This window comes from Streptomyces sp. NBC_00258 (assembly GCF_036182465.1).
Taxonomy (GTDB): Bacteria; Actinomycetota; Actinomycetes; order Streptomycetales; family Streptomycetaceae; genus Streptomyces.
Genome location: NZ_CP108081.1, coordinates 1,427,367 through 1,451,886, shown reverse-complemented (window position 1 = coordinate 1,451,886; position 24,520 = coordinate 1,427,367). Strand labels below are relative to the sequence as shown.

Annotated in this window: 24 protein-coding genes; 9 read left to right on the top strand and 15 right to left on the bottom strand. The window is 68.6% G+C overall.

Going from position 1 to position 24,520, the window contains the following annotated elements:
- Positions 1-48: 48 nt before the first annotated feature.
- Together OG718_RS06850 and OG718_RS06845 are read right to left on the bottom strand one after the other, a co-directional pair.
- A complete protein-coding gene (locus OG718_RS06850) occupies positions 49-2,340 on the bottom strand; it encodes an FUSC family protein (RefSeq protein ID WP_328843599.1) in 2,292 nt (763 codons plus the stop codon).
- Between the two features lie 468 nt (positions 2,341-2,808).
- On the bottom strand, positions 2,809-3,675 hold the full coding sequence (locus OG718_RS06845) for a helix-turn-helix domain-containing protein (RefSeq protein ID WP_143642721.1): 867 nt from the start codon (positions 3,673-3,675) through the stop codon (positions 2,809-2,811).
- A gap of 200 nt (positions 3,676-3,875) precedes the next feature.
- Between OG718_RS06845 and OG718_RS06840 the strand changes: the two genes are divergently transcribed.
- From OG718_RS06840 to OG718_RS06830, 3 genes are all read left to right on the top strand, one after another.
- Complete coding sequence (locus tag OG718_RS06840; RefSeq protein ID WP_328847700.1) at positions 3,876-4,211, top strand: carboxymuconolactone decarboxylase family protein; 336 nt, start codon at positions 3,876-3,878, stop codon at positions 4,209-4,211.
- Positions 4,212-4,258: 47 nt separating this feature from the next.
- Positions 4,259-4,672 carry a (R)-mandelonitrile lyase gene (locus tag OG718_RS06835; RefSeq protein ID WP_328843598.1) on the top strand — a complete coding sequence of 138 codons (414 nt, stop codon included), beginning with the start codon at positions 4,259-4,261 and terminating at the stop codon, positions 4,670-4,672.
- 518 nt (positions 4,673-5,190) lie between these two features.
- Positions 5,191-6,030: an SDR family oxidoreductase gene (locus OG718_RS06830; protein WP_328843597.1), complete on the top strand. Its 840-nt coding sequence runs from the start codon at positions 5,191-5,193 to the stop codon at positions 6,028-6,030.
- A gap of 174 nt (positions 6,031-6,204) precedes the next feature.
- On the opposite strand, the gene OG718_RS06825 is transcribed toward OG718_RS06830, so the two are convergent.
- From OG718_RS06825 to OG718_RS06815, 3 genes are all read right to left on the bottom strand, one after another.
- Complete coding sequence (locus tag OG718_RS06825) at positions 6,205-6,921, bottom strand: DUF4389 domain-containing protein (protein WP_143642724.1); 717 nt, start codon at positions 6,919-6,921, stop codon at positions 6,205-6,207.
- 103 nt (positions 6,922-7,024) lie between these two features.
- Positions 7,025-8,122 (bottom strand): MerR family transcriptional regulator, encoded by a 1,098-nt coding sequence (locus OG718_RS06820; RefSeq protein ID WP_186001426.1) that lies wholly within the window; start codon positions 8,120-8,122, stop codon positions 7,025-7,027.
- A gap of 351 nt (positions 8,123-8,473) precedes the next feature.
- Entirely contained in the window at positions 8,474-8,731 is a 258-nt protein-coding gene (locus OG718_RS06815) for a hypothetical protein (RefSeq protein ID WP_328843596.1), read from the bottom strand.
- 503 nt (positions 8,732-9,234) lie between these two features.
- Here OG718_RS06815 and OG718_RS06810 point away from each other — a divergent pair.
- Positions 9,235-10,434 (top strand): serine hydrolase domain-containing protein, encoded by a 1,200-nt coding sequence (locus tag OG718_RS06810; protein WP_328843595.1) that lies wholly within the window; start codon positions 9,235-9,237, stop codon positions 10,432-10,434.
- Between the two features lie 203 nt (positions 10,435-10,637).
- Here OG718_RS06810 and OG718_RS06805 read toward each other — a convergent pair whose 3' ends face one another.
- Together OG718_RS06805 and OG718_RS06800 are read right to left on the bottom strand one after the other, a co-directional pair.
- Positions 10,638-11,015 carry a hypothetical protein gene (locus OG718_RS06805; protein WP_328843594.1) on the bottom strand — a complete coding sequence of 126 codons (378 nt, stop codon included), beginning with the start codon at positions 11,013-11,015 and terminating at the stop codon, positions 10,638-10,640.
- Between the two features lie 121 nt (positions 11,016-11,136).
- The gene (locus OG718_RS06800; RefSeq protein ID WP_328847699.1) at positions 11,137-12,351 is read right to left on the bottom strand and encodes an MFS transporter; all 1,215 of its coding nucleotides are present in this window, start codon (positions 12,349-12,351) and stop codon (positions 11,137-11,139) included.
- Between the two features lie 352 nt (positions 12,352-12,703).
- On the opposite strand from OG718_RS06800, the gene OG718_RS06795 reads away from it, so the two are divergent.
- A complete protein-coding gene (locus tag OG718_RS06795; RefSeq protein ID WP_328843593.1) occupies positions 12,704-12,982 on the top strand; it encodes a hypothetical protein in 279 nt (92 codons plus the stop codon).
- Between the two features lie 51 nt (positions 12,983-13,033).
- A complete protein-coding gene (locus tag OG718_RS06790; RefSeq protein WP_328843592.1) occupies positions 13,034-13,453 on the top strand; it encodes an SgcJ/EcaC family oxidoreductase in 420 nt (139 codons plus the stop codon).
- Positions 13,454-13,899: 446 nt separating this feature from the next.
- Here OG718_RS06790 and OG718_RS06785 read toward each other — a convergent pair whose 3' ends face one another.
- From OG718_RS06785 to OG718_RS06750, 8 genes are all read right to left on the bottom strand, one after another.
- Positions 13,900-14,322 (bottom strand): nuclear transport factor 2 family protein, encoded by a 423-nt coding sequence (locus tag OG718_RS06785; protein WP_143642727.1) that lies wholly within the window; start codon positions 14,320-14,322, stop codon positions 13,900-13,902.
- A gap of 5 nt (positions 14,323-14,327) precedes the next feature.
- Entirely contained in the window at positions 14,328-15,134 is an 807-nt protein-coding gene (locus OG718_RS06780; RefSeq protein WP_328843591.1) for an MBL fold metallo-hydrolase, read from the bottom strand.
- Between the two features lie 31 nt (positions 15,135-15,165).
- Positions 15,166-15,792 carry a DsbA family protein gene (locus OG718_RS06775; protein ID WP_143642729.1) on the bottom strand — a complete coding sequence of 209 codons (627 nt, stop codon included), beginning with the start codon at positions 15,790-15,792 and terminating at the stop codon, positions 15,166-15,168.
- Between the two features lie 151 nt (positions 15,793-15,943).
- Complete coding sequence (locus tag OG718_RS06770; RefSeq protein ID WP_328843590.1) at positions 15,944-16,438, bottom strand: MarR family winged helix-turn-helix transcriptional regulator; 495 nt, start codon at positions 16,436-16,438, stop codon at positions 15,944-15,946.
- Positions 16,439-16,646: 208 nt separating this feature from the next.
- Positions 16,647-17,294, bottom strand: coding sequence for a response regulator transcription factor (locus OG718_RS06765; protein WP_328843589.1), 648 nt, complete (start codon positions 17,292-17,294; stop codon positions 16,647-16,649).
- Positions 17,291-18,547: a sensor histidine kinase gene (locus OG718_RS06760; protein ID WP_143642732.1), complete on the bottom strand. Its 1,257-nt coding sequence runs from the start codon at positions 18,545-18,547 to the stop codon at positions 17,291-17,293. Before OG718_RS06760 ends, OG718_RS06765 begins: the two co-directional genes overlap by 4 nt.
- A 133-nt stretch (positions 18,548-18,680) precedes the next feature.
- Entirely contained in the window at positions 18,681-19,820 is a 1,140-nt protein-coding gene (locus OG718_RS06755; RefSeq protein ID WP_143642733.1) for an ABC transporter substrate-binding protein, read from the bottom strand.
- A gap of 183 nt (positions 19,821-20,003) precedes the next feature.
- A complete protein-coding gene (locus OG718_RS06750) occupies positions 20,004-21,041 on the bottom strand; it encodes a LacI family DNA-binding transcriptional regulator (protein ID WP_328847698.1) in 1,038 nt (345 codons plus the stop codon).
- A 363-nt stretch (positions 21,042-21,404) separates the two neighbouring features.
- On the opposite strand from OG718_RS06750, the gene OG718_RS06745 reads away from it, so the two are divergent.
- Genes OG718_RS06745 through OG718_RS06735 form a run of 3 tightly spaced genes read left to right on the top strand, consistent with a single transcriptional unit; the run spans position 21,405 to position 24,494 of the window.
- Positions 21,405-22,352 (top strand): carbohydrate ABC transporter permease, encoded by a 948-nt coding sequence (locus OG718_RS06745; protein ID WP_328843588.1) that lies wholly within the window; start codon positions 21,405-21,407, stop codon positions 22,350-22,352.
- Positions 22,349-23,170, top strand: a complete 822-nt coding sequence (locus OG718_RS06740) for a carbohydrate ABC transporter permease (protein WP_143642736.1) — start codon at positions 22,349-22,351, stop codon at positions 23,168-23,170. The genes OG718_RS06745 and OG718_RS06740 overlap by 4 nt, the downstream gene beginning before the upstream one ends.
- 55 nt (positions 23,171-23,225) lie before the next feature.
- A complete protein-coding gene (locus OG718_RS06735; protein WP_328843587.1) occupies positions 23,226-24,494 on the top strand; it encodes an ABC transporter substrate-binding protein in 1,269 nt (422 codons plus the stop codon).
- The last annotated feature ends 26 nt before the right edge of the window (positions 24,495-24,520 follow it).

Sequence of the window (24,520 nt, the reverse complement as noted above, 5' to 3'; positions counted from 1 at the left end):
CGCCCGGCCCGGCGAGCCCGTCGGAGTGCGCGTGGTCCGGCGGATGGATCAGGACGGCTTGCCCACCCCTGCGGCAGCCGCCAGGCCCGGCTGGAGGCGGCGGGCGGCGTCGAGGTGGTCGGCGGTCCAGATGATGCGGACGGCGGTGTCCGTGGCCTGCCCGTGCTCGTCACTCAGCTCGCGGCGGAGGGATTCGACCAACTCCGCTTCGGCGACGGGATTGCGCGGCAGCGGATCGCGGACCGGGGTGTCCTGGCCCAAGCCGGCGGCCAGGTCCCGGTACCAGCCGGAGACGCGGCCCACGGCACCCAGCAGAACGAGCCGAGCGTCGGACCGGTCCGGCTCGGCCTGCTGCTCGCCGGCGCGCTGCCACAGCCCCAGCACCGCGTCCGCCGCGAGGCGCAGTCCCACGATGCCGGTGACCAGGGTGGTCATCTCGGCCAGGGGCACCGGTTTCGACCCGCGTTCGGCCAGGTAGCTGCGGAAGGCGTCGTCGAGCCTTCGTGCTGCGGCAGCGGCTTCGAGGCGGTCCTGCAGCGCCACCTCGGCGGAGGCGGACGCGGCGCCGCAGCGGCCGACGGCGTATTCCACTGCGCCCGCCAGATAGCGGGCGCTGTCCCGGTAGGCCTCGGCGAGAGCTCGGTCGACCGCCGCCGTCGCGCCGCGCGGCCAGAAGAAGAGCCCCACCAGAACGCTCACCGCACAGCCGATCGCGATGTCCTGGATCCGCAGGAGCACGATGTGCCAGTCGGGGTCCTGGCCGATGTTGAACAGGATGACCAGGGTGATGGTGAAAGATGCCTGCCCGGCGGCGAAGGAGATGGCGGCGGGGGCGATTCCGGCGAGCAGCACCGCGATGGGCAGCAGGAACCAGAGAACCGTGCCGTGGTGGCCGATGATCTGCAGGAGCACGGTGCCGATGATCGAACCCGCGACGGTGCCGCCCAGGGCACGCGCCGCGTTCTGCCCGGTGTTGAGGGCGTTGGAGCGCAGCACCGACAAGGTTCCGAGGAGTACCCAGAACGAGTGCTGGACGCCCGTCAGGTTCGCGAGGGCGACCGCGATGCCGAGACCGACCGCACCCCGCAGGCTGTTGTGCAGCCAGACGGACTGCGGCTGGAGGTGGGCGGCGGCCCGCTCACGCGCCGATGCCAGTGGTTCGGTCGCCGCGCCGGGCTCGCGTCCCAGCACGCGTTCGAACCAGCCCCGGCGTTCGGCTGCCGCGGCCAGGTCCACGTTGCCCGCGATCTGCAGCGTCGCGAACCCCAGCTCCTGCGCGCGGAAGGACAGGTCCAGGGCGCCGATGACGGGGTGCACGTGCGAGGGTGTGCCGGCTCCGCCCTGGTCCATGGGCAGCCGTGTGGTGGCGTCGCGTTCCATGTCGGCCATGGCCGTACGCAGGTTCTCCGAAGCGGCGTGCAGCCCGTCCGGTGAGCCGTGCGGAGCATCGAGCAGGGTGGCCGCCTCATCGAGCACGGAGGCGGCGGCCCGCCGTACGGACTGGGCCTCGGCGTCGCATTGGGGGTTGCCGTCGAGGGAGGGCGCGCTGTCGGTCAGGATGCCGCAGAGCCACGTCAGTTCGTCGACGAGGCGGACGATGGCGCGCGAGCTGGTGGACAGGCCGGTGGGGCGGTAGGGGGTGGCGTCGAAGACAGTGCGCAGATCGTCTGCCGCGGTGGAGGCCTCGTCTGCCGCGGCACGGCATTGCCCGGTGCTCGGTGCGCCCGGACCGCCTGTCAGGAGGGACGCGTCGGTGCGCAGTTGCTCGGCGGCCGCGCGGCAGACCCGGGCGGCGGGTGCGCTGAGCGGGTCGGCGGCGGGGCGGGGCCACAGCAGGGTGATCGCGAGAATGGAGGCGGCCGCCGCGAGGCCGGCGCCCGCGAGCCGGTCGGGCAGCTCGGAGAACGGGACGGGTGAGGTCACAGGGAGGATGAAGGCCAGCAGCAGCGCGGTGGACGCACCCGCGAGGACGGAGCTGACCACGCCGGAGAACAGCACCAGGAAACCGATGACGACCATCACGGCGACCGCGAGCCAGGTCTCGTCCGCCACGAGCGTCCCCAGGCAGATGAGAGCTGCCCAGGCGACGGCGAGGCCGAGGTGCGCCCGCAGCCGTTGCGCCATCGACCCGGTGAAGTCCACCAGCAGCAGCATCGAGAACGAACCGAACGCGGCGAAGGTGGCCATGGTCGGCGAGCCGATGACCTGGCTGCAGAGGGCGAACAGGGCAGGCATCACGATGGCCGTCCGTCCGGCGCGCCGGGTGGCTGCCAGTTCCGGATCGTGATCACGCAGCCACGAACCGGCCCGCCCGAGCCGGATTCGGCTGAGTTTCTCCATATGACCGTGTACCTCCTGGCGGCATGACCTCCGGTGCACCGAGCTTGACGTCATTTGCGGAGCGATGCCGCACGCACGACCCCCGTTCGTGATCGACCCGGATGGGTCAGCCACGCACGCCAGGAGGCGCGTTCAAGCGTGTGCCGCCTTTCTCCGTACTCCGTCTCGTCCGGCGGAATCAATTCCGTACGTAGCTGGTGTGGCCTGTGTTCGGAATTGAGCCGGTGACCTGAATTGCAGCCCTTCGATTCGGTATCCGCGCGACACGGCGGAGGAACTGCGACCGGAAATGCTGCACGCAGACAGGGCCCTCGCCTTGTGAGGTGATCTTCGTTAGCGTCCAGCTTGCACGCCTGCTGCGCCGCGTGACAGACCGTGCGGTGCCGGGGAGCAGCGTTCCAGGGCATGGTGGGGCCTCCCACGTGAGCGGCAGAGCAGGGCGGGCTGCTCGGCAGGTAGGCGGCGCGTTCAGTCGGTCGGTGCGGCGGAGAGGTGTTGGTCGGCGGCCCAGGAGGCGAGGATGCGCAGGCCGTCGTGGGTACGCGTGCCGACTTCCGCGGTCCAGATGACGAGCTGCTGGTCGGGGTCGGTGCTGGCGGTGAGGGTGTCCCAGTCCAGGGCGAGTTCGCCCGCGACGGGATGGTCGAGGATTTTGGTGCCGACGCTGAGGGTGGCGACGTGGTGGGCGGCCCACCACCGGCGGAAGTGCGGGTCCTGGACGGAAAGTTCGCCCACGAGCGCGGTCAGACGGGGGTCGTCGGGGTACTTCGCGGCTTCCATCCGCAGCTGGGCGACGCAGGTGCGGGCGACGGTTTCCCAGTCCGAGTACAGGGTGCGCATGGCCGGGTCGGTGAACAGAATGCGAACGTAGTTCCGGTGCTTTTCCGGGATCTTCGTGAAGTCCGTGATGAGCGCGGCCGCCAGTGCGTTCCATGCGATGACGTCCATGCGCCGGCCCATGACGATGGCCGGGGTGGCGGTGAGGTCGTCCAGGAGGCGGCGCAACTGCGGTTGGACCTTCTGCCGTGCCCGACGCCGGGGGCGTGCCGTCTCCTTCCCGGCGAGGCCGAACAGATAGCTGCGCTGGTCGTCGTCGAGGTGCAGGGCCTGGGCCAGGGATTCCAACACGGGAGCGGAGGCCTGGATGCGGCCCTGCTCCAGGCGGGTGTAGTAGTCGGTGGAGATCGCCGCGAGCCTGGCGACCTCTTCCCGGCGCAGTCCGGCAACCCGTCGAGCCCCCGCACCGTCGGGCAGGCCGACGGTGCGGGGGCTGAGTTCGTCCCGGCGGGCCTTGAGGAACTCGCCCAGTTCGTTGAGGTGTGCGTCGGGGCTCATGGCTCCCAGTGTGGCACCGGCCGCCCGGCTCCTGAGGGGGAGGGTTTTCTCCCAGGATGATTCTCTCCCAGGAGGAAACCCTCCCCTTTGCAGCCCCGGACAGGGGTGCAAGCCTGGAAACCGAGGCACCGGGAAAGTCGGCTCTGCCGAGTATTGAGGAATTTCCCGGTGGCCCGATGGAATGCGAGAGGAACGGTGTCGTGCCGGAACAGGAATCAGCCGCACAGAAGGCGCTCGGTGACATTGCGCCGAAAATGGTGGAACTCACGGACAGTGTCCTGTTCGGTGACGTGTGGGAGCGCCCGGAGCTTTCACCACGGGACCGCAGCCTGATCACCGTGACCACCCTGGCGGCGTTGTACCGCACCGAACAGCTCGGCTTCCATCTGCGGCTCGCGATGGAGAACGGGCTGAGCCGTGAGGAACTCGCCGAGGCCCTGACCCATCTGGCGTTCTACGCCGGCTGGCCCAACGCCATGAGCGCACTCGGCCAACTCAAGGACATCGTCGGCAGCTCGCACGGCTCCGCCGACTGACATCCGCTCACGGCACCGAAACGGCCACCCGCACTTGGAAGGACACCATGGAGTTCGTCAAGCCCCGGCCCACCACGAAGGCTCCCGAGAATTGGTTCACCGGCGACGTCTGGTTCGACGTCCTCCACGCCGGACAGGAACCGTCCCGGATGCGCGCCAACATGGTCCGGTTCTCCCCGGGAGCCCGCACCGCTTGGCATCATCACGCCGTCGGCCAGACCCTGCATGTCGTCGACGGCATCGCTCTGATCGGTACCCGCGACGGCACGGTCTTCGAAGCCCACCCGGGCGACACCGTGACCTGCCCGCCCGGCGAGGAGCACTGGCACGGTGCCACCGGGGACCGGTTCATGCAGCACCTGGCCATGTGGGAGGGACCGGGCGACGACCGGCCGGAAACCACGTGGTTGGAGAAGGTCACCGACGAGCAGTACAGCGGCCCGCGCACCCGCAGGTTCTGACTCCCGAGACCGACTGCCACCGGCCTGTCCACCCGGGACACCGGGCACACACCCCTTCAGCATCGAGGAGCACGCATGTCCGCGTGTCCTTCGGTTTCTCGCCGGCCGGTGAACTGGGAGCTGCCATCGCCTCCGCCGGTGAGCAACCGCTCCCGGCGGTCGCCGACGGCCGGGTCCGCCTTCTGATCGACAGCACGCCTTTCTTCGACACCGCCGACGAGGCTGCTGCGCGGCTTCGCTCGCATCAGGCCGGCGGGAAGATCGTTCTGTCCGTTCCCTTCTCTTGGCGTGCGGAGAATTCCGCGTGGGCGATGGATGCCAGTGGGTGGGGGGCCGTGTCATTCCCCGGCTCAGTGCGGTCTGCCACAGGGGTGGAAAGAGCCCAAGGCTGGACGGCGTCCCCCCATCTCCACGCGTGGCAGGGAGCACCCCTCCATGTGGGGATCGCACCGCGGGCGGTACGAGTCGGCGGCCGGGCCGAAGCACCAGCAGAACGTGATCGAAAGGTTCGGAACAGGATGAGCACTCAGACCAAGGAAATCGTCGTCGTCATCGGCCCCGGCAGCATCGGCCTGGCCATCGCCCGTCGGGTCGGCACCGGCCGCACCCTGTTGCTGGCCGCCCACGACGAGAAGGCCTCCGAGGCCGCAGCCGAGCAACTGCGTGGGGAGGGCTACGACGTCGCCGTCCAGGCCACCGACATTTCCGATCTGGCCCAGGTCGAGGCGCTCGCCGCCAGGGCCGCCGAGATGGGTGCGGTCACCCAGGTGATCCAGGCTGCAGGCGTCTCACCGACCCAGGCGACCACCGAACGGGTGCTGCATGTCGATCTGCTCGGTACCGCCTATGTCCTCGACGCCTTCGCCCGCGTGATCGAGCCCGGCGGGGCCGGCATCGTGGTCGCCAGCATGGCCGGGCACCGGGAGAGCCCGTACACGCACGAGATCGAGCACGCACTCGCGACCACCGAGACCTCCGAGCTGCTCGCGCTTCCCTTCCTGCAGCCCGACCGGATCGGCTCCTCCGTTCACGCCTACGCGCTCTCCAAGCGCGCCAACTCGCTGCGCGTGCAGACCGCGGCCGCGGCATGGGGCAAGCGCGGGGCCCGGGTCAACGCCGTCAGCCCCGGAGTGGTCATTACGCCGCTGGCCCTCGACGAGCTCTCCGGCCCACGCCGCGAATGGTTCGAGAAGGTGCGCGAGGTGTCGGCCGCAAAGCGGTTCGCCACCTCGGAGGAGGTCGCCACGGCAGCCGCCTTCCTGCTCGGCCGAGAAGCAGGCTTCATCACCGGAGCGGACCTCCTGATGGATGGTGGTGTGACTGCCGCTCTGCGTGCTGGAGAGCTGACGACCCCCTGACAGGCAAGAACTACCAAGCATGAATCCGTCGGGGAGCGTGAGGAAGAGGGAGCCGGAGCCGGTGAAAGTGATGAGGCGCAACTCGACGCGGAGTCAATTGCGATGACCCAGTCCAGGTCCCGTCGGCATCGGCATCGGCATCGGCATCGGCTTGGGCGAGGGCCCGCTGCGCAGTCAGCCCTTTGTCATGGGGGAGGCCGGCGGCGCGGTCGGCGGTGAGTCCGGCCGGGGGCCTGGTGTGGCCTCCTGTCCGCCCATGTCGAGACGGAATGGCGGGTACTCGTCTGTCATCAGTGCGGCGTAGGCGGTCACTCGCGCAACCCAGCGGGCGAGGCCCAGCAGGAAGTCGAAGAGGTGCATCGGGTACCGGGCGGTGAACAGCAGGATGACCACGGCGACGAGGGAGAGGAAGGGCATCAGCCCGCCGCCCCGCCAGCCACCTCCGTCGTCCCCGCCCCATCCCCAGCCGCCCGCGAACATCGCGACGACGATGTACTGCGGGATCGCCAGCAGCCACCACTTCACCAGGACCAGGCCACGCGAGAGACGCGCGGGATAGGCGACGTCGAAACGCGCCGGATAGTCCGGCACATCCGCGAGGGTGAACGGCGGGTACCGGTCGGTACCGAGCGCGGTGTGGGCGTAGTAGCTGACCCGCCAGTTCCATCGCAGTACGCCGACACTGAAGTCGAAGAGGGGGCGAGGATACCGAGCGGTGAACAGGATGGCGAAGAACGCGATCACCGTGACGAGGACAAACCCGATCCACAGGAAGAACAGCACGATGTAGTGCGGGATGGCGAGGAGCCACTTCACCAGCCACAGCCATCTGGACAGCCGGGGATCGACGGATGCTTCGATACGCACGGGCGACGCGGTGACAGGAACCATGGGAGGGAACTCCTTTCGCTTGCAGATTCGCAAGCGAGGTGGAGTACCGCGACCTGGGAGGGGCCGTTCGCGCGGCAGGCCACGGCCGTCGCTGCGACGCGGCTCAAGCTATGAGCAGGCGGAGGCCAAGATCTGCCGCGTCGAGGTCGGCAAGGTCGCTGTTCCGTTCGGCCCACCGGCCGGAGTCGAGGTCGTCGCTGAGGCTTCGTACCGCCCGCTGCTCAACCTCCGGCCCCACCCTCGTCCACACCGACACCGCACGACGCACGTGATCCTCCAGATACGCCTCCGGTCGGCGCCAGTACGCCTCGAACAGGCCGTCGGCGCAGTCCCACGGGATGGGCACCGGCTCGGCGTGGGCACCGATCGCGTCAGCCATGTCAGCAAGTGAGGGAAATTCTGCGAGGACGGCGGCGAACTCGGACAGGTAGTCACGGGTAAGCCAGAACCGGTCCTGCCACCCGGGCTCGTCGGTGTCGAACGTGAGCACCACGACGCGGCGGGCCACGCGTCGCATCTCGCGCAGCCCCGCTACCGGGTCCCCCCAGTGGTGAACGGTGGAGACGGCCATCGCGACGTCGAAGGAGTGGTCCTCGAACGGCAGGTTCTCCGCGGCGGCCGCCACGCACGGCGCCGAGCCGGCAGGCCGCTGCTCCCGCATGACCGCCGATGGCTCCACCGCGGTCACTTCGCGATCAGCAGGCTCGTAGGAGCCGGTGCCGGCCCCGACGTTCAGCACCGTCTGAGCGTCTCCGAGCGCGTCCGAGATCTGCGCGGCGATCCGGGGCTCGGTACGCCGTGTCGCGGTGTAGGCGCCACCGATCGCGTCGTACAGCCGTGTACCGAGCATCTCCCGTTGCTCCTCCGGTGTCACCTTCAGTCCCTTCGCCCGTGCCTCGAGTTCCCTGTCGATGGCAGCCACCATGGCGTCAGCGCGGTCACGCCGCTCCAGCAGCAGGCCACGCAGTCGGCGCAGGTGCGCGACCGTGTCGGTGGACGGGTCGCCGACCAGTTCCGCAACCACCCGCAGCCCGAAGCCCAACCGCCGATAGGCCAGCACCTCCCGCAGTCGCTCCAGGTCGCCCGCCGAATAGGCCCGGTACCCGGCCGCGGTCCGCGCTGACGGCCGCACGAGTCTGATCTGGTCGTAGTGATGCAGCGTGCGGACGCTCACGCCGACCAGCTCGGCCACGCGTCCCACGGTCCAGTGATCCTCCACGGCACCGACTATGCAGCCTGACGCCACGTGAGGGTCAAGAGCCTTACTCACGGCTGCGAGAGCCGAACGCGAAGCAGCGGTCGGAGGCGACTCCTGCGAGCCAGAGCGATGGGTCTGTTTCTGTGGAGTCACCAGGCCGAACGAGAGAGCGCAGAACCAGAGGGCGTGGGGCATGGCAGACCTCCGCCACGCGGGGGCTCGTTGATCACTTTCCGGCGTGGTCCATCCCGGCGACTGTTCGCTGTCGTGTGTCGGCACCGCAGCTGCGGCAACCAGGTTGGAAAAGCATCACCGTGCGACGCGGGGTGAGGCCCTCGAAGAGAGCCCTCGGTGTCACATCGTCGAAGTATGGGACGACGTGGGAATGCTTCCGGCCCATTCGTCTCCCACGCTCACCTGAAGACCGTGGGAGGGCCGCTGCTCAGCTCCGGACGAGTCGTCGGTCAGCACCCAGATCACGACCATGGCGAAGAAGCCAACTATGAGAAGTGCCGGCAGAGCCAGGATGAGGGCGACAACCCACCACCTGGTCCGCCCCGGGGGAACCTGGATGTCCTCGTGCCCCACCGGCCGGCCCCGCGTCGTTCCCATGAGGTCCATCCTTCGTCCGCCTGCTTCTGTCGGCCGTATTTGTCAGCTGACACGCAGGAGTTCGTAACGCGATCTTGTTGAAGTGTGTTGGTCAGGCGCGAGGAGCACATGTCGCCGACCCATCCAACCAGAGACGTCATCCGCTCTCGCATTCGGCCCCAGCCAACTCGGCCTGCGCGCAACCAGGTTGAAGTTCCTCCGGCATGGACGCCTTCCTCCCACCCCCGCCGTCGACGTGTCCGGCTCCGCCCTCCGCTTCCTCGCTGCGGGAGCCTGTGCGGTTGTCGGAGAGCTGGTGGAAGGGAGGTACATCTCCAGCAGGCCGTTGGCGAGATGGGGCCGGCCACGCCCGCTCGATCAGCCCGACTGGCGCTCAAGGCGCGGCTGCCCTTGCCCACGTGGTCCCGGAACCGTGGCCCCTGATATGTCCCTGAGTCGCCCCCTGAGCGATCTCCGGGGCATGCCCGATGGCGTTCGGTTTGCGTAACTGGTCAGCTCTTGTCATGAGTAACCTCCAGTTATCCCGCCGTCTGCTGGTCGTCCTCACCGTGGTGGGTTCGATCGTCGCCGCCTACTCTGCTCTCGCGGATTCCCGCCCCCAGGGATCGCGATTACACGCCAAGACCCAGAGCGCCTTGAACGAGATCGTGCAGCAGGGCACCCCCGGGGTCATCGCCCAAGTGCGCGACGGCCACGGAGTGTGGAACGGCCGTTCCGGTGTCGGTGACCTCTCCGTCCGGCACCAACGCAGCACCCACGAGAAGTTCCGCATCGCGAGCGTGACCAAGACCTTCACCGCGACGGTGCTTCTCAAGCTCGAAGCCAAGGGAAGGCTGTCGCTGGACGACAGCATCGAGAAATGGCTGCCCGGGGTGGTGCGCGGCGCGAACTACAGGCCCGAGGCCATCACGGTGCGGCACCTGCTCAGCCATACGAGCGGGATCTTCGACTACAACATGGACGAGGGATTCCGCGCCAAGTACGCCGGCGACGAGTTCGACAAGAACCGCTACACCAGGTGGGCCCCCGCGGACCTGCTGGACATCGCGCTCGCCCATCCGGCGAACTTCCAGCCCGAGCAGGGCAGTAGGCCCGGCAGGCCCGGCAAATGGGACTACTCCGACACCAACTACATTCTCGCGGGAATGATCATCGAGAAAGTCACCGGCGGCACCTACAAAACGGCGGTCGAGCGACTCATCATCAAGCCGCTCGCCCTACGCGGCACCAGTGTGCCCAGTGCCTCGCCCAGGCTTCCCTCGCCGCATGCGACGCACTACTCCACGCTCTTCCAGGACGGGCCGAACGCACAGGTGCGCGACGTCACCGAGTTCAGCCCCACGGTGGCCTTCTCTGCCGGACAGATGATCTCGACCGTGGGCGACGTGAACACCTTCCTGTCGAAGCTGGTCGGTGGCGAGCTGCTGCCCGCCGTCCAGCAGCGGGAGTTGCTCGACGCGGTGCCGGTGGGCGGGGACAAGGGACACGGTGGTCCGCAGGACGTCTATGGCCTGGGCATCCGGCACTTCAAGCTCGAGGCGGACTGCTGGGCCTGGGGCCATGGCGGCATGATCCCAGGATCCGCGACCCGGACGATGGCCTCTGCGGACGGCCGGCGCGTCCTCACCATGAACCGCAACGGCGACTGGGGTGAGCAGAAGCTGGAGGACGCGACGGTTCGGGCCGAGTTCTGTCAGGGTTGAATGCTCGTCACCGACGTCGACATGACGACCTGCTGCGGCGATGCGTGCGTGACACCCGAGTCCGCCCCGGACGTGCTGTCTGACTGGAGCGACCCACGAGCACGGACGGTCCTGCGACAGCGTTTCGAAGGACACGAATGACCGCTGCGAAACCGCGCGAAGGTACGCCGACGCCGCACGCAGGACGATAAGCACCAGGCGGCCTAACAGTGATAGCCATCAGGACACTCAGCGAGCAGTACGCCGAAGACCCAGGCGGCGAGGACCAACGCGCTGGACAGCGTCGCCATGATGATGAAGCGCCGGAGGGCCTTCTGCCGACGTCCGATGCGCGCCACCACGAGCCCCGTGACCGGCGCGACCATCGCGCCAGTCGGAGCAGCCCACCAAAAGATGCTGCCGAACTCCTCCATCACCCAGGGAAACCCCATCGCACGGGCGATCGCCGGAGCGAACAGGATGAGAGGACTGGCCATCCACCACAACGACAACCACGTGATCGCACGGTCCACCCCGGAAGGCACCCGTCCATCAGGCACATCGCCGGAACGCCGGTCGGGACCGACAGTGAGGGATGACATGCCCGAATCATAGGCAGTTCTGCGAGCCAGCATCACTTGTCGGCGGAGGTTGTTGTGCCAGGCCCTTGACACTCAACTTGATCCGCCGACCAGCGCAGTGGCAGCCGGTGCGAGCAGTCTCTCAAGCTGCGCTCTCCGGGGCCTCGTTCCGGGTGTCGGTTCTGTGCTGGGGTGTTCGGTGTTCTTGTGGCAGTCGGTGCTCCAAACGGAGCATCAGTACTGCGCCCAGTGCGGCGAGGAGACCAACGGCTAGCCACGGCAACTGGCGGCCATGGCTGAAGAGAAGACCGAACAGGGCAGGCGCGAGGATGTCCGCGCCCACGAACGAGTACTGGAATGCTGCCAGGTAGGTGCCCCGCGACCCGGGTGGCGCCGCCTCCGCGGCGAGCGCGTTCGACGCGGGCCCGTAGGTCATCTCCGCGACGGTGTAGCACACCACCACGGCCACCAGGAACGGCACCAGCGCTCGGGACGGCAGCAGTACGGCGGCCGCGGACGCCCCGCACCACAGCGTCCACAGACCGCCGGCCCATGCCATGGCGCGGACACGCGTGCAGCGGCGCCGTACGAAGCGGGTCACGGCGGCCGTGCAGGTGGCCAGCAGCAATGTGTTCAGGGCCAGAAGAGGGCCGGGCGCCCAGTCGGGTCCGGACAGGCCCTGGACGACGTAGACGGGCAGCGACAGGGCCAGAAACGAGCTGCACAGGGCGAAGATCGTGCATGTCCCGATCAGCGCGAGGTAGGGCCGGTCCCGCAGCAGTGCCCGGTAGCCGAAACTGCCCTCGGCCGGTGGCGGGGCGTGCGGGGTGGAGGGCACCGCGAGGACAACCACCAGCGCGGCGGCCAGGAACGCCAGTGCGCTGGCGAGGATCAGCCCGTTGTACACGCGCGCGGAGCCGGCGGCGAGCACCGCGCCCGCGAGCAGTGCCCCACCGCCGGCGCCCGTCTCCCGCATCATTCCGGTCCGGGCGAACCAGTGATCCTTGGCGCCCGCACCCTCGGCGTCCGCCTGGTCCGCGATGAGCGTGAAAACCGAGGACCAGTAGACCCGTAGCCCGACCGATGTCACCAGGACCGCGGTCACCAGTGAACCCGCCCCGGAGACCGTCAGGTAGAGCAGGAAACCAAGCCCCTGCACGGCCTGACCGCCGGCGACCACCAGACGCGGCCCGAACCGGTCGACCAGCCGCCCGACGGCCAACGGCACCGGCAGGGTCAGGGCGGTACTCACACTCACGAGCACACCGATAGCAGCCAGGTCCAGATCAGTGACTCTCAGGAAGTACAGCATCGACAACGGGAGATACAGGCCCGTGCCCAAAGAGTCGACCGCCACTGCCGCCAAGAGCGGCCAGCGCCTTAAGCCGCTATGGCCCGTACCGTCGCCCGTCGTCGCCCGTGCCACGCCATACACCGCCCTCGTCCCGACCTGCCGCCAGATGGCCAGCCCTCGTTTGTAACAACGTTGTCGGTAGTCCTCAACTGCTTATATCTGCAGCTGTTGGTGTCACCTGTCTCAGCAACGGACGGCGGCGCTCTACGCCAACCGCGGCCGCGCGGGCGCCGGGTGCAGGTTGGTCAGGAGGGCCCCGTCAACAACAGTCGCCGCTACGCCTGACCGGACCCTACGGCTCCCAGGAGGGCGCCGGCAGCAGCGCGTCCACCACCGACACGGCATCGGGCACGTAGTGAAGCCACATAATCCTGCGGTCGCTCGGCGGGTCGTCACCAGCGACTCCGTCCGGGTGGAATCCGGCGGCCGGATCCTGGTCGAGGGCTCGGCTACGGAATGCCTGAGCACCGAAGTCCCCGCCGCCTCCGCCACGTACCGCCCCACGGTCGAGGCGAGCCGCTCCGCGGAGGACGCCTCCGCCAGTACGAAGATGTCAGGGGTGTGGACGTTCACCTCGGCCCGGCCGACGCCGAAGGCGCGACGCAGTGCGCCTTACGAGCTGGGTGTCGATTGATCCGAATTCGGGCTTGATCTCAAGTCTGGTTGAGGTTCCATGCTGATCAGCATGGAGACGACAGTTATGGACCAGCAGACGCGGGAAGCCGAGACGGAAGCGATCAAGCAGGTGATCGCCACGATTCAGCACTCCCAGCAGAACGAGTTGCCCGACGAGTTCGTCGGCCTGTTCCGGGCCGACGCGATCTGGACGACGGGCCACGGCAAGCGCCTCACCGGTCGCGATGAGATCTCGGCCTTCACCCACAAGGTGCTGCCGGGTGCCATGAAGGACTCGACGGCCACGTACGAGGTGGTGCACGTGCTGTTCATCCGCCCCGACGTCGCCGCGGTCAAGGCGCAGGCGCAGTACTGGACGCTCGAAGGTCAGCCGATCGGGAACGCGGGCACCCCCCTCTACGTGATGGCCAAGGAGGACGGGCAATGGCGCCTGGTCGCCTGCCAGAACACGGAAGTGTTCGCCGAGTGACGTGGGAAGAGTCGTACGGGTTCGGCAAGTTGTGAGACAAGCCCGGGCCCATGCGGCCTTCTCCCGTCATGCTCTGTCGGGCATCTCTCGCGCACACGTCGGTGAGTTGCTCGGCGGGCTCGCTCCCAAGCGCCAGGCCGCTTGGGAATCGGCGCGGCGTCGTTTCTCTCTCCCCCCGGACGGCGCCGCGTGCTTCGCCGTCGGTGAAGCGGAGAGTTCCCGACATGGCTGTGCCGCGCGGTCTGCATTCGAAGCTACGAGCGCCGCAGGCCGGGACGTTGGGACCGGAGGGGGAATCTTCGGTGCCCGAGTGGTTCCGCGGTACCACTCGGACCACCTGCGCCGACAGTTCTCAGCGAGGACTCGTCGGACTCTCGGCGAGCTTTGGACGGGTAGGACGTGCACGCGCCGCGGCGAGCCCCGAAGGAGTTCGGCCACCGGACTGTTCAGCTCGGCATGGCGTCGCGCACCAGTGCCGTGTCGACGAACTGTTCGAAGCGGACGATCAGTCCGCCGCGTACGACGAAGTGGTGGGCGACGCGCACGGCGATGTCCTTGCCGGTGGCCTTGTTGGTGGCGGTGTAGCGGGCCAGGACGACGACGTTCTCGCCGTCGACGACGTACGTGTCGTCGTGGGCGATCCAGTCGTCCCACTCCTTGCCGAGGCGCTCCATCACGTTCGCGGTGACGCCGTCGGGGGTGCGGTAGGTGCCGGCCAGTGGGAAGCCGGCCATCTCGGTCCACTCCACGTCAGGGGCGAGGGTGGCGCGCAGGGCTGTCAGGTCTCCTGCGGCCGAGGCGAGGTACTGGCGACGCACCACGTCGGCGGGGGCGGCGGAGTTGGTGAGGTCGGTGTTCGGTGACGCCATGGCGGTCAGCCCCACTTCATCTCGCCCTTGGCGACCTTCGCCCCGATCTGGGCGGCGATCAGCATGCCGTTGTCGGGGTAGCGCTTCACGAGGGCGTCGGTCAGCGCGGCGCCGTCGGCGGCCTTGCCGAGTTCCTCCTCGAATGCGAGGAGGTAGTCGCGGGTGGCGGTGATGGCGGACGCGTCGGCGGGGGCGTCGGGCAGGCGGTGGCCCGGCACGACCAACTGCGGGTCGAGGGCGGCCATCTCGTCCAGGAGCTCGACCCAGACCGCGCGGTCCTGGGGGGTGGGGGTGTCGGCGACCCAGACGTGTTCCTGCTGGAAGAGCAGGACGCCACCGAGCAGGGCGCGGTGCTCGGCCTGCCACAGGTAGTGGCGGTCGGACAGGTCGGCCGGGCCGCCCCTGAGCTCGAAGCGGTTACCTTCCAGGGTGAGGTCGCCGCTCAGCGGGGTGAGGTCCACGAGACGGGTGGGGAGGTTGGGGCCGAGTGCCTCCCACGCCTTGAGCTTGCCCTCGTAGGAGTGCTGGATGTGTTCGATCACGATCGGGGTGGCGACGAACCGGGCGTCGGGGAAGGCGTCGGCGAGTACTTCGGCGCCGAAGTAGAAGTCGGGGTCGCCGTGGCTGATGAAGACGGTGGTCAGTTTCTTGCCCGAGTCGAGGACCTCGGCGGCCAGCCGGTGACCGTCGGCGCGGGTAAAGCCGGCGTCGACCAGCAGCGCCTCGTTCTCGCCGGTGACGAGGGTGGAGGTCTTGTTCTTGGTGCCGGCGGGGAAGTCGAGGTCGAGGACCTTGAAGGAGAGGGTGCTCATGCGGGCTCCTTTGTGGGGGGGGGGTGAGGGTTCAGTGGGTGCGGGCGGCGCTCAGGGCTGCCAGCCGCTGTTCGATCTCGTCGGCGGTGGCGTGGCCCTGGGCCAGGGTGGTGACGGAGTTGCCGTCGACTGCCAGCAGGGTGGGGAAGCCTGTCACGCCCAACTCGGCGCTGCGGCGGAAGTCGGCCTTGGCGTTGGCCTGTGTCTCGGGTGCTTCGAGGGCGGCGAGTACGACGTCGGTGTCCAGCCCGGCCGCCTCGGACACCCGCCGGTAGGCGGCCGGCTCGGACAGGCTCAGGCCCTCGACGTAGAAGACCCGCTGCAGGTCGACGGCCAGTTCCACGGCTCGGCCGGGTGCGGCCTGGCGCAGGGCGGCCACGCCCCGGGCGGCGGCTTCGGAGTCCATGACGAACGAGCCGTCGGCGATGAGCCGCTCGTAGCCTTCACCGAACTCGGCGCCGGTCAGCTCATTGATCTTGGCGTTCGCCCCCTGGACGTAGCCGAACTCACGAATCGGTACCCGGCGTGATCCGGTGAACAGGCCGCCGGAGACCGCGTCCACCGGAAGGTCGGGGTGACGGGAGACGACTTCGAGCAGCGTCCCGGAGAAGCCGTGGGACCAGCCGCAGTAGGCGTCGAAAACGTAGACCAGCTTCATCGAGGACCTCGACAGGGATGACGTCCACCCGGTGCGGACGATTCATCTGACGAAACAGTAACTGACGCGTCAGATATTTCCGCGGCTCTGTGAGCCGCACCACATGTACGTGGTTGATGTCATTGGACCAACGCCTGCGCCGCGACGCAGGTCAGGGAAGGCGGGGCAGCATGTCCCGAGCCGAGTGGCTGAGGATGCGAAGGTTCTCCGCGAACCGTTCGCGGTCCTTCGAGGGGAGCGGCTCCACGAGGTACCGCTTGATGTTCTCCACGTGGACCTGAGAAGCGCGGACCGTCGTCTCCTCGCCCAGCGGAGTGAGCCGCACCAGCTTCCCGCGCCGGTCGCCGGGGGATTCCGCACGCGCCACGAGCCCCGCCGCCTCCATGCGGTCCACCAGCCGAGTGGCGCCACCCGTGGTCAGCACCTGTTCCTGGGCGACGGCCCGCATCGAGAGCCCCGGCGAGCCCGCCCTCCCGAGGATCAGCAGCACCTCGAACATCAGATGGCTGATCCCGCACTCCTCCTCGAGTGCCCGCCCCAGGATGTACTCAAGCCGGTTGGCCGCGCCCTGCAGTCGCCCGAACACGAGGATCAACTCGTGGTCCGCGGCCTCCTTGGCCGTCTTGATCCCCGCCTGCTCGCTCACGGTTCGCCGCCCCTTGATGTCGTCCCGGGTATCACCGTACCGATCATGCCCCGGACACCGGGGGAGACGGCGGATATGACCAGACCGGCGCTACTGGGGGCCAGGCCGAGAAAGCCCCTGGGCAGGTGGGTGGCAGCCTCGAACCGCCCCGCACGGTCAGGCGGCTCCCAGGGGTTCGACGGTCTCGCGCCCCGGGGCGGCCTCTCCTTCAGGTGAACTCCAGCAGACCCCGGCGGACCGCCTCGGAGACCGCGGCCGCCCTGTTGTCGACTCCGAGCTTCCGGTAGATGCGTACCAGGTGGGTCTTGACGGTCGCCTCGCTGAGGTACAGGGAGTCCGCGATGGAGCGGTTGCTGTGGCCGTCGGCCATCAACCGAACGACCTCCCTCTCGCGTTGCGTCAACTCCGGTACAGGGCTGACGACTTGACCGACGAGGTCTCCGACCACCTCCGGTGCGAGGCCCATGCCCCCCACGGCGGCGCTCCGCACGGCGCGGAAGAGGTCCTCCGGCGGCCCGGCCTTGAGTACGTAACCGCGGGCGCCGGCTTCCAGGGCGCGCACGACCTCGGCGCGTCCGGAGTAGCTGGTCAGCATCACCACGGGTGTGCCCGGAGCCTCGGAGGCCAGTCGGCGGACCGCCTCGACGCCGTCGATGCCGCGGTTCGTGCCCGCGAACCGCAAGTCCATCAGTACGACGTCGGGCGTCAGCTCGGCGCCGAGGCGGACAGCCTCTTCGCCGCTGCTCGCCTCCGCGATCACGTCGAGGTCCACCGCACCTTCCAGCAGGGCCCGCAGACCCGCCCGTACGACGGCGTGGTCGTCGGCGATCAGCAAGCGCAGCGGTGGTGCCGTCATCGGACCGCCGCCGAGGCGACGGGCACCGGCAGACCGGGCCAAGCGCGGGCGGGGACGGTGGCCCGAATCCGCGTGCCACGGCCCGGCACGCTGTCGATGTCCAGATCACCGCCGTTCGTGCGAAGCCGCGCCCGGGCGGCGGGGAGACCGAACCCCCGGCCTGACCGGACCGCCCCACCGACGCGGGCCGGGTCGAAGCCCACCCCGTCGTCGCTCATGTCCAGTTCGACGCGGTCTGCCCGATGGTGAAGTGTCACCAGCAGGCTCGTGGCGTGTGCGTGTTCGCGGACGTTCGCCATCATGCCCTGCGCCACGCGGAACAGGGTGGTGGCGGCCTGTTCGTCCAACTCGGGGCGATGGGTTCCGACCGAGCGGAACTGCACGCGCACCGCGGCTTCGGCCTGCTGCGCCTGGTCGCACAGCAGCCGCAGGGAACCTTCCAGCCCGGCCTCGGCCACAGTGGACGGGGTGAGGTCCTGGATGATGCGCCGGGTCTCGGTGAGCCCCGCGTCCAGGCCGTCGGTGACCGCGCGTACCCGAGTACGCGCCACGTCGGGCCGCTCCTCCCAGTCCCGCTCGGCCGCCTGCAGCAGCATCAGGCTGCCGGACAGTTCCTGGGCGAGGGTGTCGTGCAGGTCACGGGCGAGGCGCGCGCGTTCCTCGAGCACACCGGTCCGATGCCGCTCGTCCGCCAGAACGTCACGCGTGCCGCGCAGTTCCTCGACCAGGCGCTGGCGCTCCGTGACGTTCCGCTGCTGTGCCCGGTACAGGGCCACGGTGCTCCAGACGGCCGCAACCGGGATCAGCACCATCTCGGGGTCGAATCCGCCCGCCGTCCGGGTGAGTTGACCGACCAGCAGGAGGGTGATGGCGGTCAGCGCCGCCATCGCGGCACGGTGGCCGAGCGCACCCAGGGCCACGCATGCCAGCGGTATGGCGCACCAGACGTAGGCACCGGTCAGCGGCGGCGGGGTCAGGAGGACGAGGACCGCCCATTGAAGGAGGAGAGCAGCGACCCAGGCGTGCCGGACCAGCGGGCCCAGCCTGCTCCACAGCGCCAGTCCAGCCGCGTATGTCACGGCGAGCAGCCCGCTGACAGCCACGATGTCCCAGCACAGCGACAAGTTCAGACGGGCGAGGCGGACCAGCGCGGCACCGACGATGAGGAAGAACACGAAGTGCGGTATCTGCCTCGGGCCGAACCGGCTGCGAATGCCCGGTGCCGAGGCGAGGGCGAGACCGGGATCGGACACGACGAACCCCCTGGGATGAATGATCCACTGGGACAGGGGAGCCGAGTCTATCCGTCGCCTGTATGACTGATGTGAAGAGCGGGGGCTGCCGTTCCGTCGGCCAGGGGGCAACGGAACGGCAACCCCTCGACGCCTACGCTCCCGGGTGCAGTCCGAGCCAGCCGGGCGTGGGGTCGCCCTTGACCTCGCCGAAGTACAGGGCGAACGTCTGCTTCCAGCGTTCCACCTCGGCGCGGTCGGCCATGAAACGGGGGAAGCCGTCCACGTTGGCGTTGGGGTACTCCCAGATCTGCTTCAGGCCCGCCGGGGGAGTGACGTCGGTGCGTACCGACCAGCCGTTGAAGGACTGCTGCTGGTGTTCGGTGGACAGCTGCCAGTTGAGGAAGAGCTTGGCGGCCGTGGAGTTCTTGGCCTGCTCGAGGATCGCGGCGCGCTGGCCCCAGGCCATGAACGGGTGCCGCGCGTCGATCACGAACGTCACAGGAGACGAGCCGGTAGCCGAGCCCGCGGTGCCGACGCCGATCGTCTTCTGCCCGCCGAAGACGGCGTCCCCCGGGGAGTTGCTGCCCCGCGCGAACTGCACGTCCTGAGCCGCGAACTTGGCCACCCAGTCCCAGCCGTACTTCTGGGCGTACAGCGAGTACAGGTAGAGGACCGCGTCGTCGTCGTGCGGGTACGACGAGGCGATCCTGCCCTTCCACTTCGGGTCGACCAGGTCCCGCGGGGTGAGCCGCGCACTCGAACCGACCGCAGCCGTGTCGTACATGAAGCTGAAGGCGATCGCTCCCGTGGCGACCCACGCGCCCTGCGGATCCTTGAACTTGTCGTAGACCTTCGAGAAGCCGGCGGGCTTGTAGCGCAGCAGGCGGCCCAGCTGCTTCCAGCGGTCGAAGTCCTGAAGAGTCTGGAACTGCACGACGTCGGGTACGAGGGTGCCGGTCGCGAACTGGTTGTCGACACGCACGTCGTGGTACTTGCTGTAGTCCACGATCAGCGTCAGGTCGAGGTCCGGGAAGCGGTCCTTGAAGGCGGCCTTGGTGCCGTCCTGCTGGGTCGGGGTGTCGCCACCGGCGTAGACGACGAGCTTCCCGCCTTCGGCGAGGGCGGCCCGATAGAGCTCGTCGAGTGTCCTGGTCTCCTCGCGCCCGGTCGAGCGCCGTGACGCGGCGGGAGAGGCCGACGCCGGAACCGCTGAGGCACCGAACGCACCGGCACCGAGGGCGGCACCGGCACCGACGGCAAGGACACGTCGTCTGCTGGGCAAACTGGGCATGCGGAGGAGACCTCTCTCAAGGGGGTGGCTGACAGGGCCCGGGCGCCATGGGGCGATCGCCATTCTGGCGCGATCGCGGTCATCTTCGCGTCGTCCGTACGGAGCGATGAGGCCTGCCGGAGGTTGAAACGGCGTTCAACCGAACGGTTGAACGCCGCGCTGCCGGACCCCGGAAACGACGGTCTACTCCGGGGGCGGAGCGGTCGTCCGGCGTGGCACCAGCGAGGGGGACAGCTTGACCTGGACCGGTGCCTTCTGGCGGTCGGCAATCCGCTCCAGGAGGAGGCGTGCGGCGTTCCCGCCGATCTCGTGGCCCGCCTGGTCGACGCTCGTCAGTGAGATCGGACCGAACGAGGCGAACGTCGTGTTGTCGTAGCCGGCAACCGAAATGTCACCGGGGGCGGACAACCCGGCTTCGGTGAGGGCCTCCAGCACACCCATGGCAACGATGTCCGCTCCGGCGAAGACGGCCGTGGGCCGGCGGGGGCGCGCGAGCAGTTCCTTGGCGCCGTCGTATCCGCCCTGCTGGGTGTAGGTGGTGGAGACGATGTCGATCTCCTCCGCGAGGCCGAAGGACCGCATGGCACGCCGGTACCCGTCGGCACGCTGGGCGTTGGGCATCTCCGCGATGCGCGTCGGGTCGGTTTCGTGGTGTTCGATGTGGGCGATCCGGCGGTGGCCGAGGCCCGCGAGGTGTCCGACGACCAAGGACGCGCCCGCCACGTCGTCGTCCGTCACGGTGTCGTACACAGGGGAGTGCCCATGGCGGCCGACGACGACGGTCGGGACGACGGAGGCGATGTGCTCGAGATGGGCGCGCTGTGACACGGGTGCGATCAGGACGATGCCGTCCATTCCCCGGTCGATCATGGCTTCGGTGATCCGTGCTTCCGCCAACTCCCCATTGCAGCCCGGGCCCAGGAAGACCTGGTAGTCGGTGTCCGCGAGCCGGTCGGTGATCCCGTCGAGGATCTCGGGGAAGAAGGGGTTGCGGATGTCGGGCAGCATCACGCCGATGGTGTACGTCTGCCCGCGCAGGCCCCTGGCCCCCGCGTGCGGCCGGTAGCCGAGCTCGTCGATCGACCGGCGCACCTTCGCGCGCATCTCGGGGCTGGCTCCGTAGGCGTTGCGCAGGACCTTGGAGACAGCGGTGGTGGACACCTGGGCGTGACGTGCCACGTCGACGATCGTGACGCGACGAGGTGGTGTTGGCGGTTCCATCCGGGTGCCCTCCGGCGAAGTGGGGAACGTTGCCGAGAGTGTACGGACGGAGCAGTAGCCCAGGAAGGCGTATTCGTCGACTCCGAGTCGCGCCCAGCGGTCGTCGGGCACCGCGGGGCGCGTCACTGCCGTAACAGTTGCGCAGCTTGCGCGGCATCTTGACGTCACGCGGGGCGCTCTCTAAGGTCTGGCAGCACCCTTTGGGAAACGTTGCCCACAGGGTCCCACGCCGGGGCGCCTTCGCCGGGCCCCGGACCACATCTCCACGACGTAGGGCCGGCAGATGCCTCACGGTGTCGAGCCGACCGGAGCCCTGATCTCGCTGTCTCTTTGAAACGTTTCAAGGAAGAATGAGGTCCGCCTGTGACCCTCGCCCCGAACGAGCAACTTCCGGACCACGACCACTTCCAGCACGAGGCACCGGCCGGGCGCGTCCGCAGTCCGCGTACCACGCCTCCCTGGTGGTTCGCACTGCCCGCACTGCTGCTGTTCGCCTTCGTCGTCCTGGTGCCGAGCGTTCGCGGCGTGTACTACGCCTTCACCGACTGGGACGGTCTGGACCCCAGCTTCTCCTTCGTCGGGCTGGGCAAGTTCGCCGACATGTTCAGCGACGACGACGCGATGCAGGCCATCCGCCACACCCTGCTGATCGCCGTGTCCATCACGGTCATCCAGAACGCGCTGGGGCTGGCCCTGGCCCTCGGGGTCAACGCGGCCATCAAGTCCCGCAACATCCTGAGGGTGTTGCTGTTCGCCCCGGCAGTGATCACCCCGATCGTGACCGCATACCTGTGGCGGAACCTGCTCGGCCCGGAAGGCGCGGTCAACAGCCTCCTGGGCGCGGTCGGACTGGACGGGTGGCGACAGGACTGGCTGGGCAGTCCGCAGGTCGCCCTGTGGGCCGTGGTCGGGGTGATCGTGTGGCAGTTCGCCGGCTACTCCATGGTCATCTTCCTGGCCGGGCTCCAGTCGGTGCCCAAGGAGATCCACGAGGCGGCGGCCATCGACGGGGCGGGCCCGGTGCGGCGCTTCTGGTCGGTCACCCGTCCGCTGTTGGCTCCGGCGCTCACCATCAACCTGATGCTGTCGATCATCGGCGGGATCAAACTCTTCGACCAGGTCTACGCGCTGACGGGCGGCGGGCCGGGACACGCGACCGACACCATCTCGACGCTGATCTACAAAGACGCCTTCACCCTGGGCGAGTTCGGATACAGCATCGCGCTCGCGGTGGTTCTGACCATCATCGTCGCGGTCGCGTCGACCGGGCAGTACCTGGTGCTGTCCCGCAATGAGAGGGCCGCGTCATGACCCGCTACCGCCCGCGCACGCTCGCCCTCGAACTGGCGATGATCGCCGCCGCCCTCTTCGTGGGCTTCCCGGTGTACGTCCTGGTCAACCTCGCGGTGCGGCCGGAGTCGGACACGTCCTCGCCCATCGAGCCGACCACCTCGCCGACCCTGGACAACTTCACACAGGCCTGGCAGCAGGGCGCGCTCGGCGGCGCGCTGGCCAACAGCGTGCTGGTGACGGTCTGCAGCGTGGCCGTCGTGCTGGCCGTTTCCTCGCTCGCCGCGTATCCGCTGGCCCGCGTCACGGCACGCTGGTCGCGCGGCACGTACCTGCTGGTCCTCCTGGGCCTGGTCCTGCCCTTCCAGCTCGCCGCGCTGCCGCTCTACCAGACCATGCGGGACCTCGGTCTGCTCGGCACGCCCTGGGCGCTGGTCCTCTTCTACTCCGGCCTGCAGGTGCCCTTCACCGTCTTCCTGTACGTCGGCTTCCTGCGCGCTCTGCCCCGCGACTTCGAGGACGCGGCCCTGATCGACGGCTGCACACCGCTGCAGGGCTTCCGCTACGTGGTGCTGCCGATGCTGAAACCGATCACCGTGACTGCCCTGGTGCTCAACACGGTCGCCGTGTGGAACGACTTCTTCACCCCGCTGCTGTACCTCAGCGGCAGCGCCCAGCAGACCATGCCGGTCGCGATCGCCGGCTTCGTCGGCCAGTACGTCACGGACTGGAACCTCATCTTCGCCGCACTGGTGATCAGCATCCTGCCGGTCCTGCTCGTCTACTTCCTGTTGCAGCGCAGCATCATCAACGGTTTCGCGGGAGGGCTGAAGGGATGACGTACGAGTCTCACCTGTCCGCCACGGCCGCGGCCTCTTCTCCGAGGGAGACATCATGAAGACACGCATACCGACGGTCCTGCCGGCCGTTGTGACCGCCGCTGCCCTGCTTGCCGCCTGCAGCGGCGGCACCAAGGCCGGTGACTCCGGCGGCGGTGGCTCCAAGACCCTGACGCTGGCCTCGGTCGACCAGGGCTCCGTCGAGGACGTCGTCAAGGCCTTCGAGAAGGCCAACCCGGGCGTCAAGGTCCGCTACACCACCAGCGGCGCAGACCAGTACCAGCAGCAGATCCGCACCCAGTTGTCCTCGGGCACCGCACCCGACGTGATGTCGGTCTGGCCGGGCAACGGAAACCCCGGTGCCACCTACGTCCTGGCCAAGCCCGGCTACCTGCGCGACCTCTCGGACCGGCCCTGGGCCGCCAGGATGCCCGACGCGATCAAGAGCGTCGCCCAGTACGAGGGAAAGACCTACAACGCGATCTTCGGGCAGAACGGCATCGGCGCGGTCTACAACCAACAAGCCCTGGAGAAGGCCGGACTCACGCCCCCGGACACCTGGAAGGACCTCCTGGCGTTCTGCCGGGCCGCGAAAGCCAAGGGAACCCCCGCCTTCGCACTGGGCAACCAGGACAACTGGGTGACCCAACTCGTCCAGTACGCACTGGTCGCCACGACCGTCTACGGCGACGACCGCGACTTCGACAAGAAGATGCAGGCCGGCCAGGCCACCTTCGCGCAGTCACCGTGGACCACCGCCCTGGACAAGTACCTGACGATGGAGAAGACCGGCTGCTTCCAGGAGAACCCACTGGGCACCAACTACGAAGCCAGCCAAGGCCTCGCCGCCACCGGCAAGACGCTCGGCATCGTCCAGGGCAACTGGGTGATCGCCCTCCTCAAGGGAAAGAACCCGAAGGGCACGTTCACGTTCAAGGCCCTGCCGGCGACCGACGACCCGTCCGCCACGATCGTCCCGGCCGCGGCGGGTGCGGGCTACGGAGTGAACGCCAAGGCGAAGAACAAGGACCTGGCGCTGAAGTTCGTGGACTTCGTGATGTCTCCCGAAGGCATGAACCTGTTCGTCAAGAAGCAGGGCGGTCTGCCCTCCCTGCCCGACACGGGCTATGCGGTCGACCCGTCGCTGACCGAACTGTCCAAGTTCATCAGGGCGGACCGCACGGTGCCGTTCATGGACCAGCTCTGGCCCAACCCCAAGGTGCAGCAGACCATGCTCAGCGGGCTCCAGGAGATCTTCAGCGACCAGTCCACGCCCGAAAAGCTCCTCAAGGAAATGGACGCCGACTACAAGGCCGGGAGCTGACCACTGAGCCGTCGGGCACGTGGGCG

What these genes read in the sequence shown, in the direction of transcription:
- OG718_RS06850 (WP_328843599.1), bottom strand. Translation starts at nt 2,340, where the DNA reads ATGGAGAAACTCAGCCGAATCCGGCTCGGGCGGGCCGGTTCGTGGCTG.
- OG718_RS06845 (WP_143642721.1), bottom strand. Translation starts at nt 3,675, where the DNA reads ATGAGCCCCGACGCACACCTCAACGAACTGGGCGAGTTCCTCAAGGCC.
- OG718_RS06835 (WP_328843598.1), top strand. Translation starts at nt 4,259, where the DNA reads ATGGAGTTCGTCAAGCCCCGGCCCACCACGAAGGCTCCCGAGAATTGG.
- OG718_RS06830 (WP_328843597.1), top strand. Translation starts at nt 5,191, where the DNA reads ATGAGCACTCAGACCAAGGAAATCGTCGTCGTCATCGGCCCCGGCAGC.
- OG718_RS06825 (WP_143642724.1), bottom strand. Translation starts at nt 6,921, where the DNA reads ATGGTTCCTGTCACCGCGTCGCCCGTGCGTATCGAAGCATCCGTCGAT.
- OG718_RS06815 (WP_328843596.1), bottom strand. Translation starts at nt 8,731, where the DNA reads ATGGGAACGACGCGGGGCCGGCCGGTGGGGCACGAGGACATCCAGGTT.
- OG718_RS06810 (WP_328843595.1), top strand. Translation starts at nt 9,235, where the DNA reads ATGAGTAACCTCCAGTTATCCCGCCGTCTGCTGGTCGTCCTCACCGTG.
- OG718_RS06805 (WP_328843594.1), bottom strand. Translation starts at nt 11,015, where the DNA reads ATGTCATCCCTCACTGTCGGTCCCGACCGGCGTTCCGGCGATGTGCCT.
- OG718_RS06790 (WP_328843592.1), top strand. Translation starts at nt 13,034, where the DNA reads ATGGAGACGACAGTTATGGACCAGCAGACGCGGGAAGCCGAGACGGAA.
- OG718_RS06785 (WP_143642727.1), bottom strand. Translation starts at nt 14,322, where the DNA reads ATGGCGTCACCGAACACCGACCTCACCAACTCCGCCGCCCCCGCCGAC.
- OG718_RS06780 (WP_328843591.1), bottom strand. Translation starts at nt 15,134, where the DNA reads ATGAGCACCCTCTCCTTCAAGGTCCTCGACCTCGACTTCCCCGCCGGC.
- OG718_RS06775 (WP_143642729.1), bottom strand. Translation starts at nt 15,792, where the DNA reads ATGAAGCTGGTCTACGTTTTCGACGCCTACTGCGGCTGGTCCCACGGC.
- OG718_RS06765 (WP_328843589.1), bottom strand. Translation starts at nt 17,294, where the DNA reads ATGACGGCACCACCGCTGCGCTTGCTGATCGCCGACGACCACGCCGTC.
- OG718_RS06755 (WP_143642733.1), bottom strand. Translation starts at nt 19,820, where the DNA reads ATGCCCAGTTTGCCCAGCAGACGACGTGTCCTTGCCGTCGGTGCCGGT.
- OG718_RS06750 (WP_328847698.1), bottom strand. Translation starts at nt 21,041, where the DNA reads ATGGAACCGCCAACACCACCTCGTCGCGTCACGATCGTCGACGTGGCA.
- OG718_RS06740 (WP_143642736.1), top strand. Translation starts at nt 22,349, where the DNA reads ATGACCCGCTACCGCCCGCGCACGCTCGCCCTCGAACTGGCGATGATC.
- OG718_RS06735 (WP_328843587.1), top strand. Translation starts at nt 23,226, where the DNA reads ATGAAGACACGCATACCGACGGTCCTGCCGGCCGTTGTGACCGCCGCT.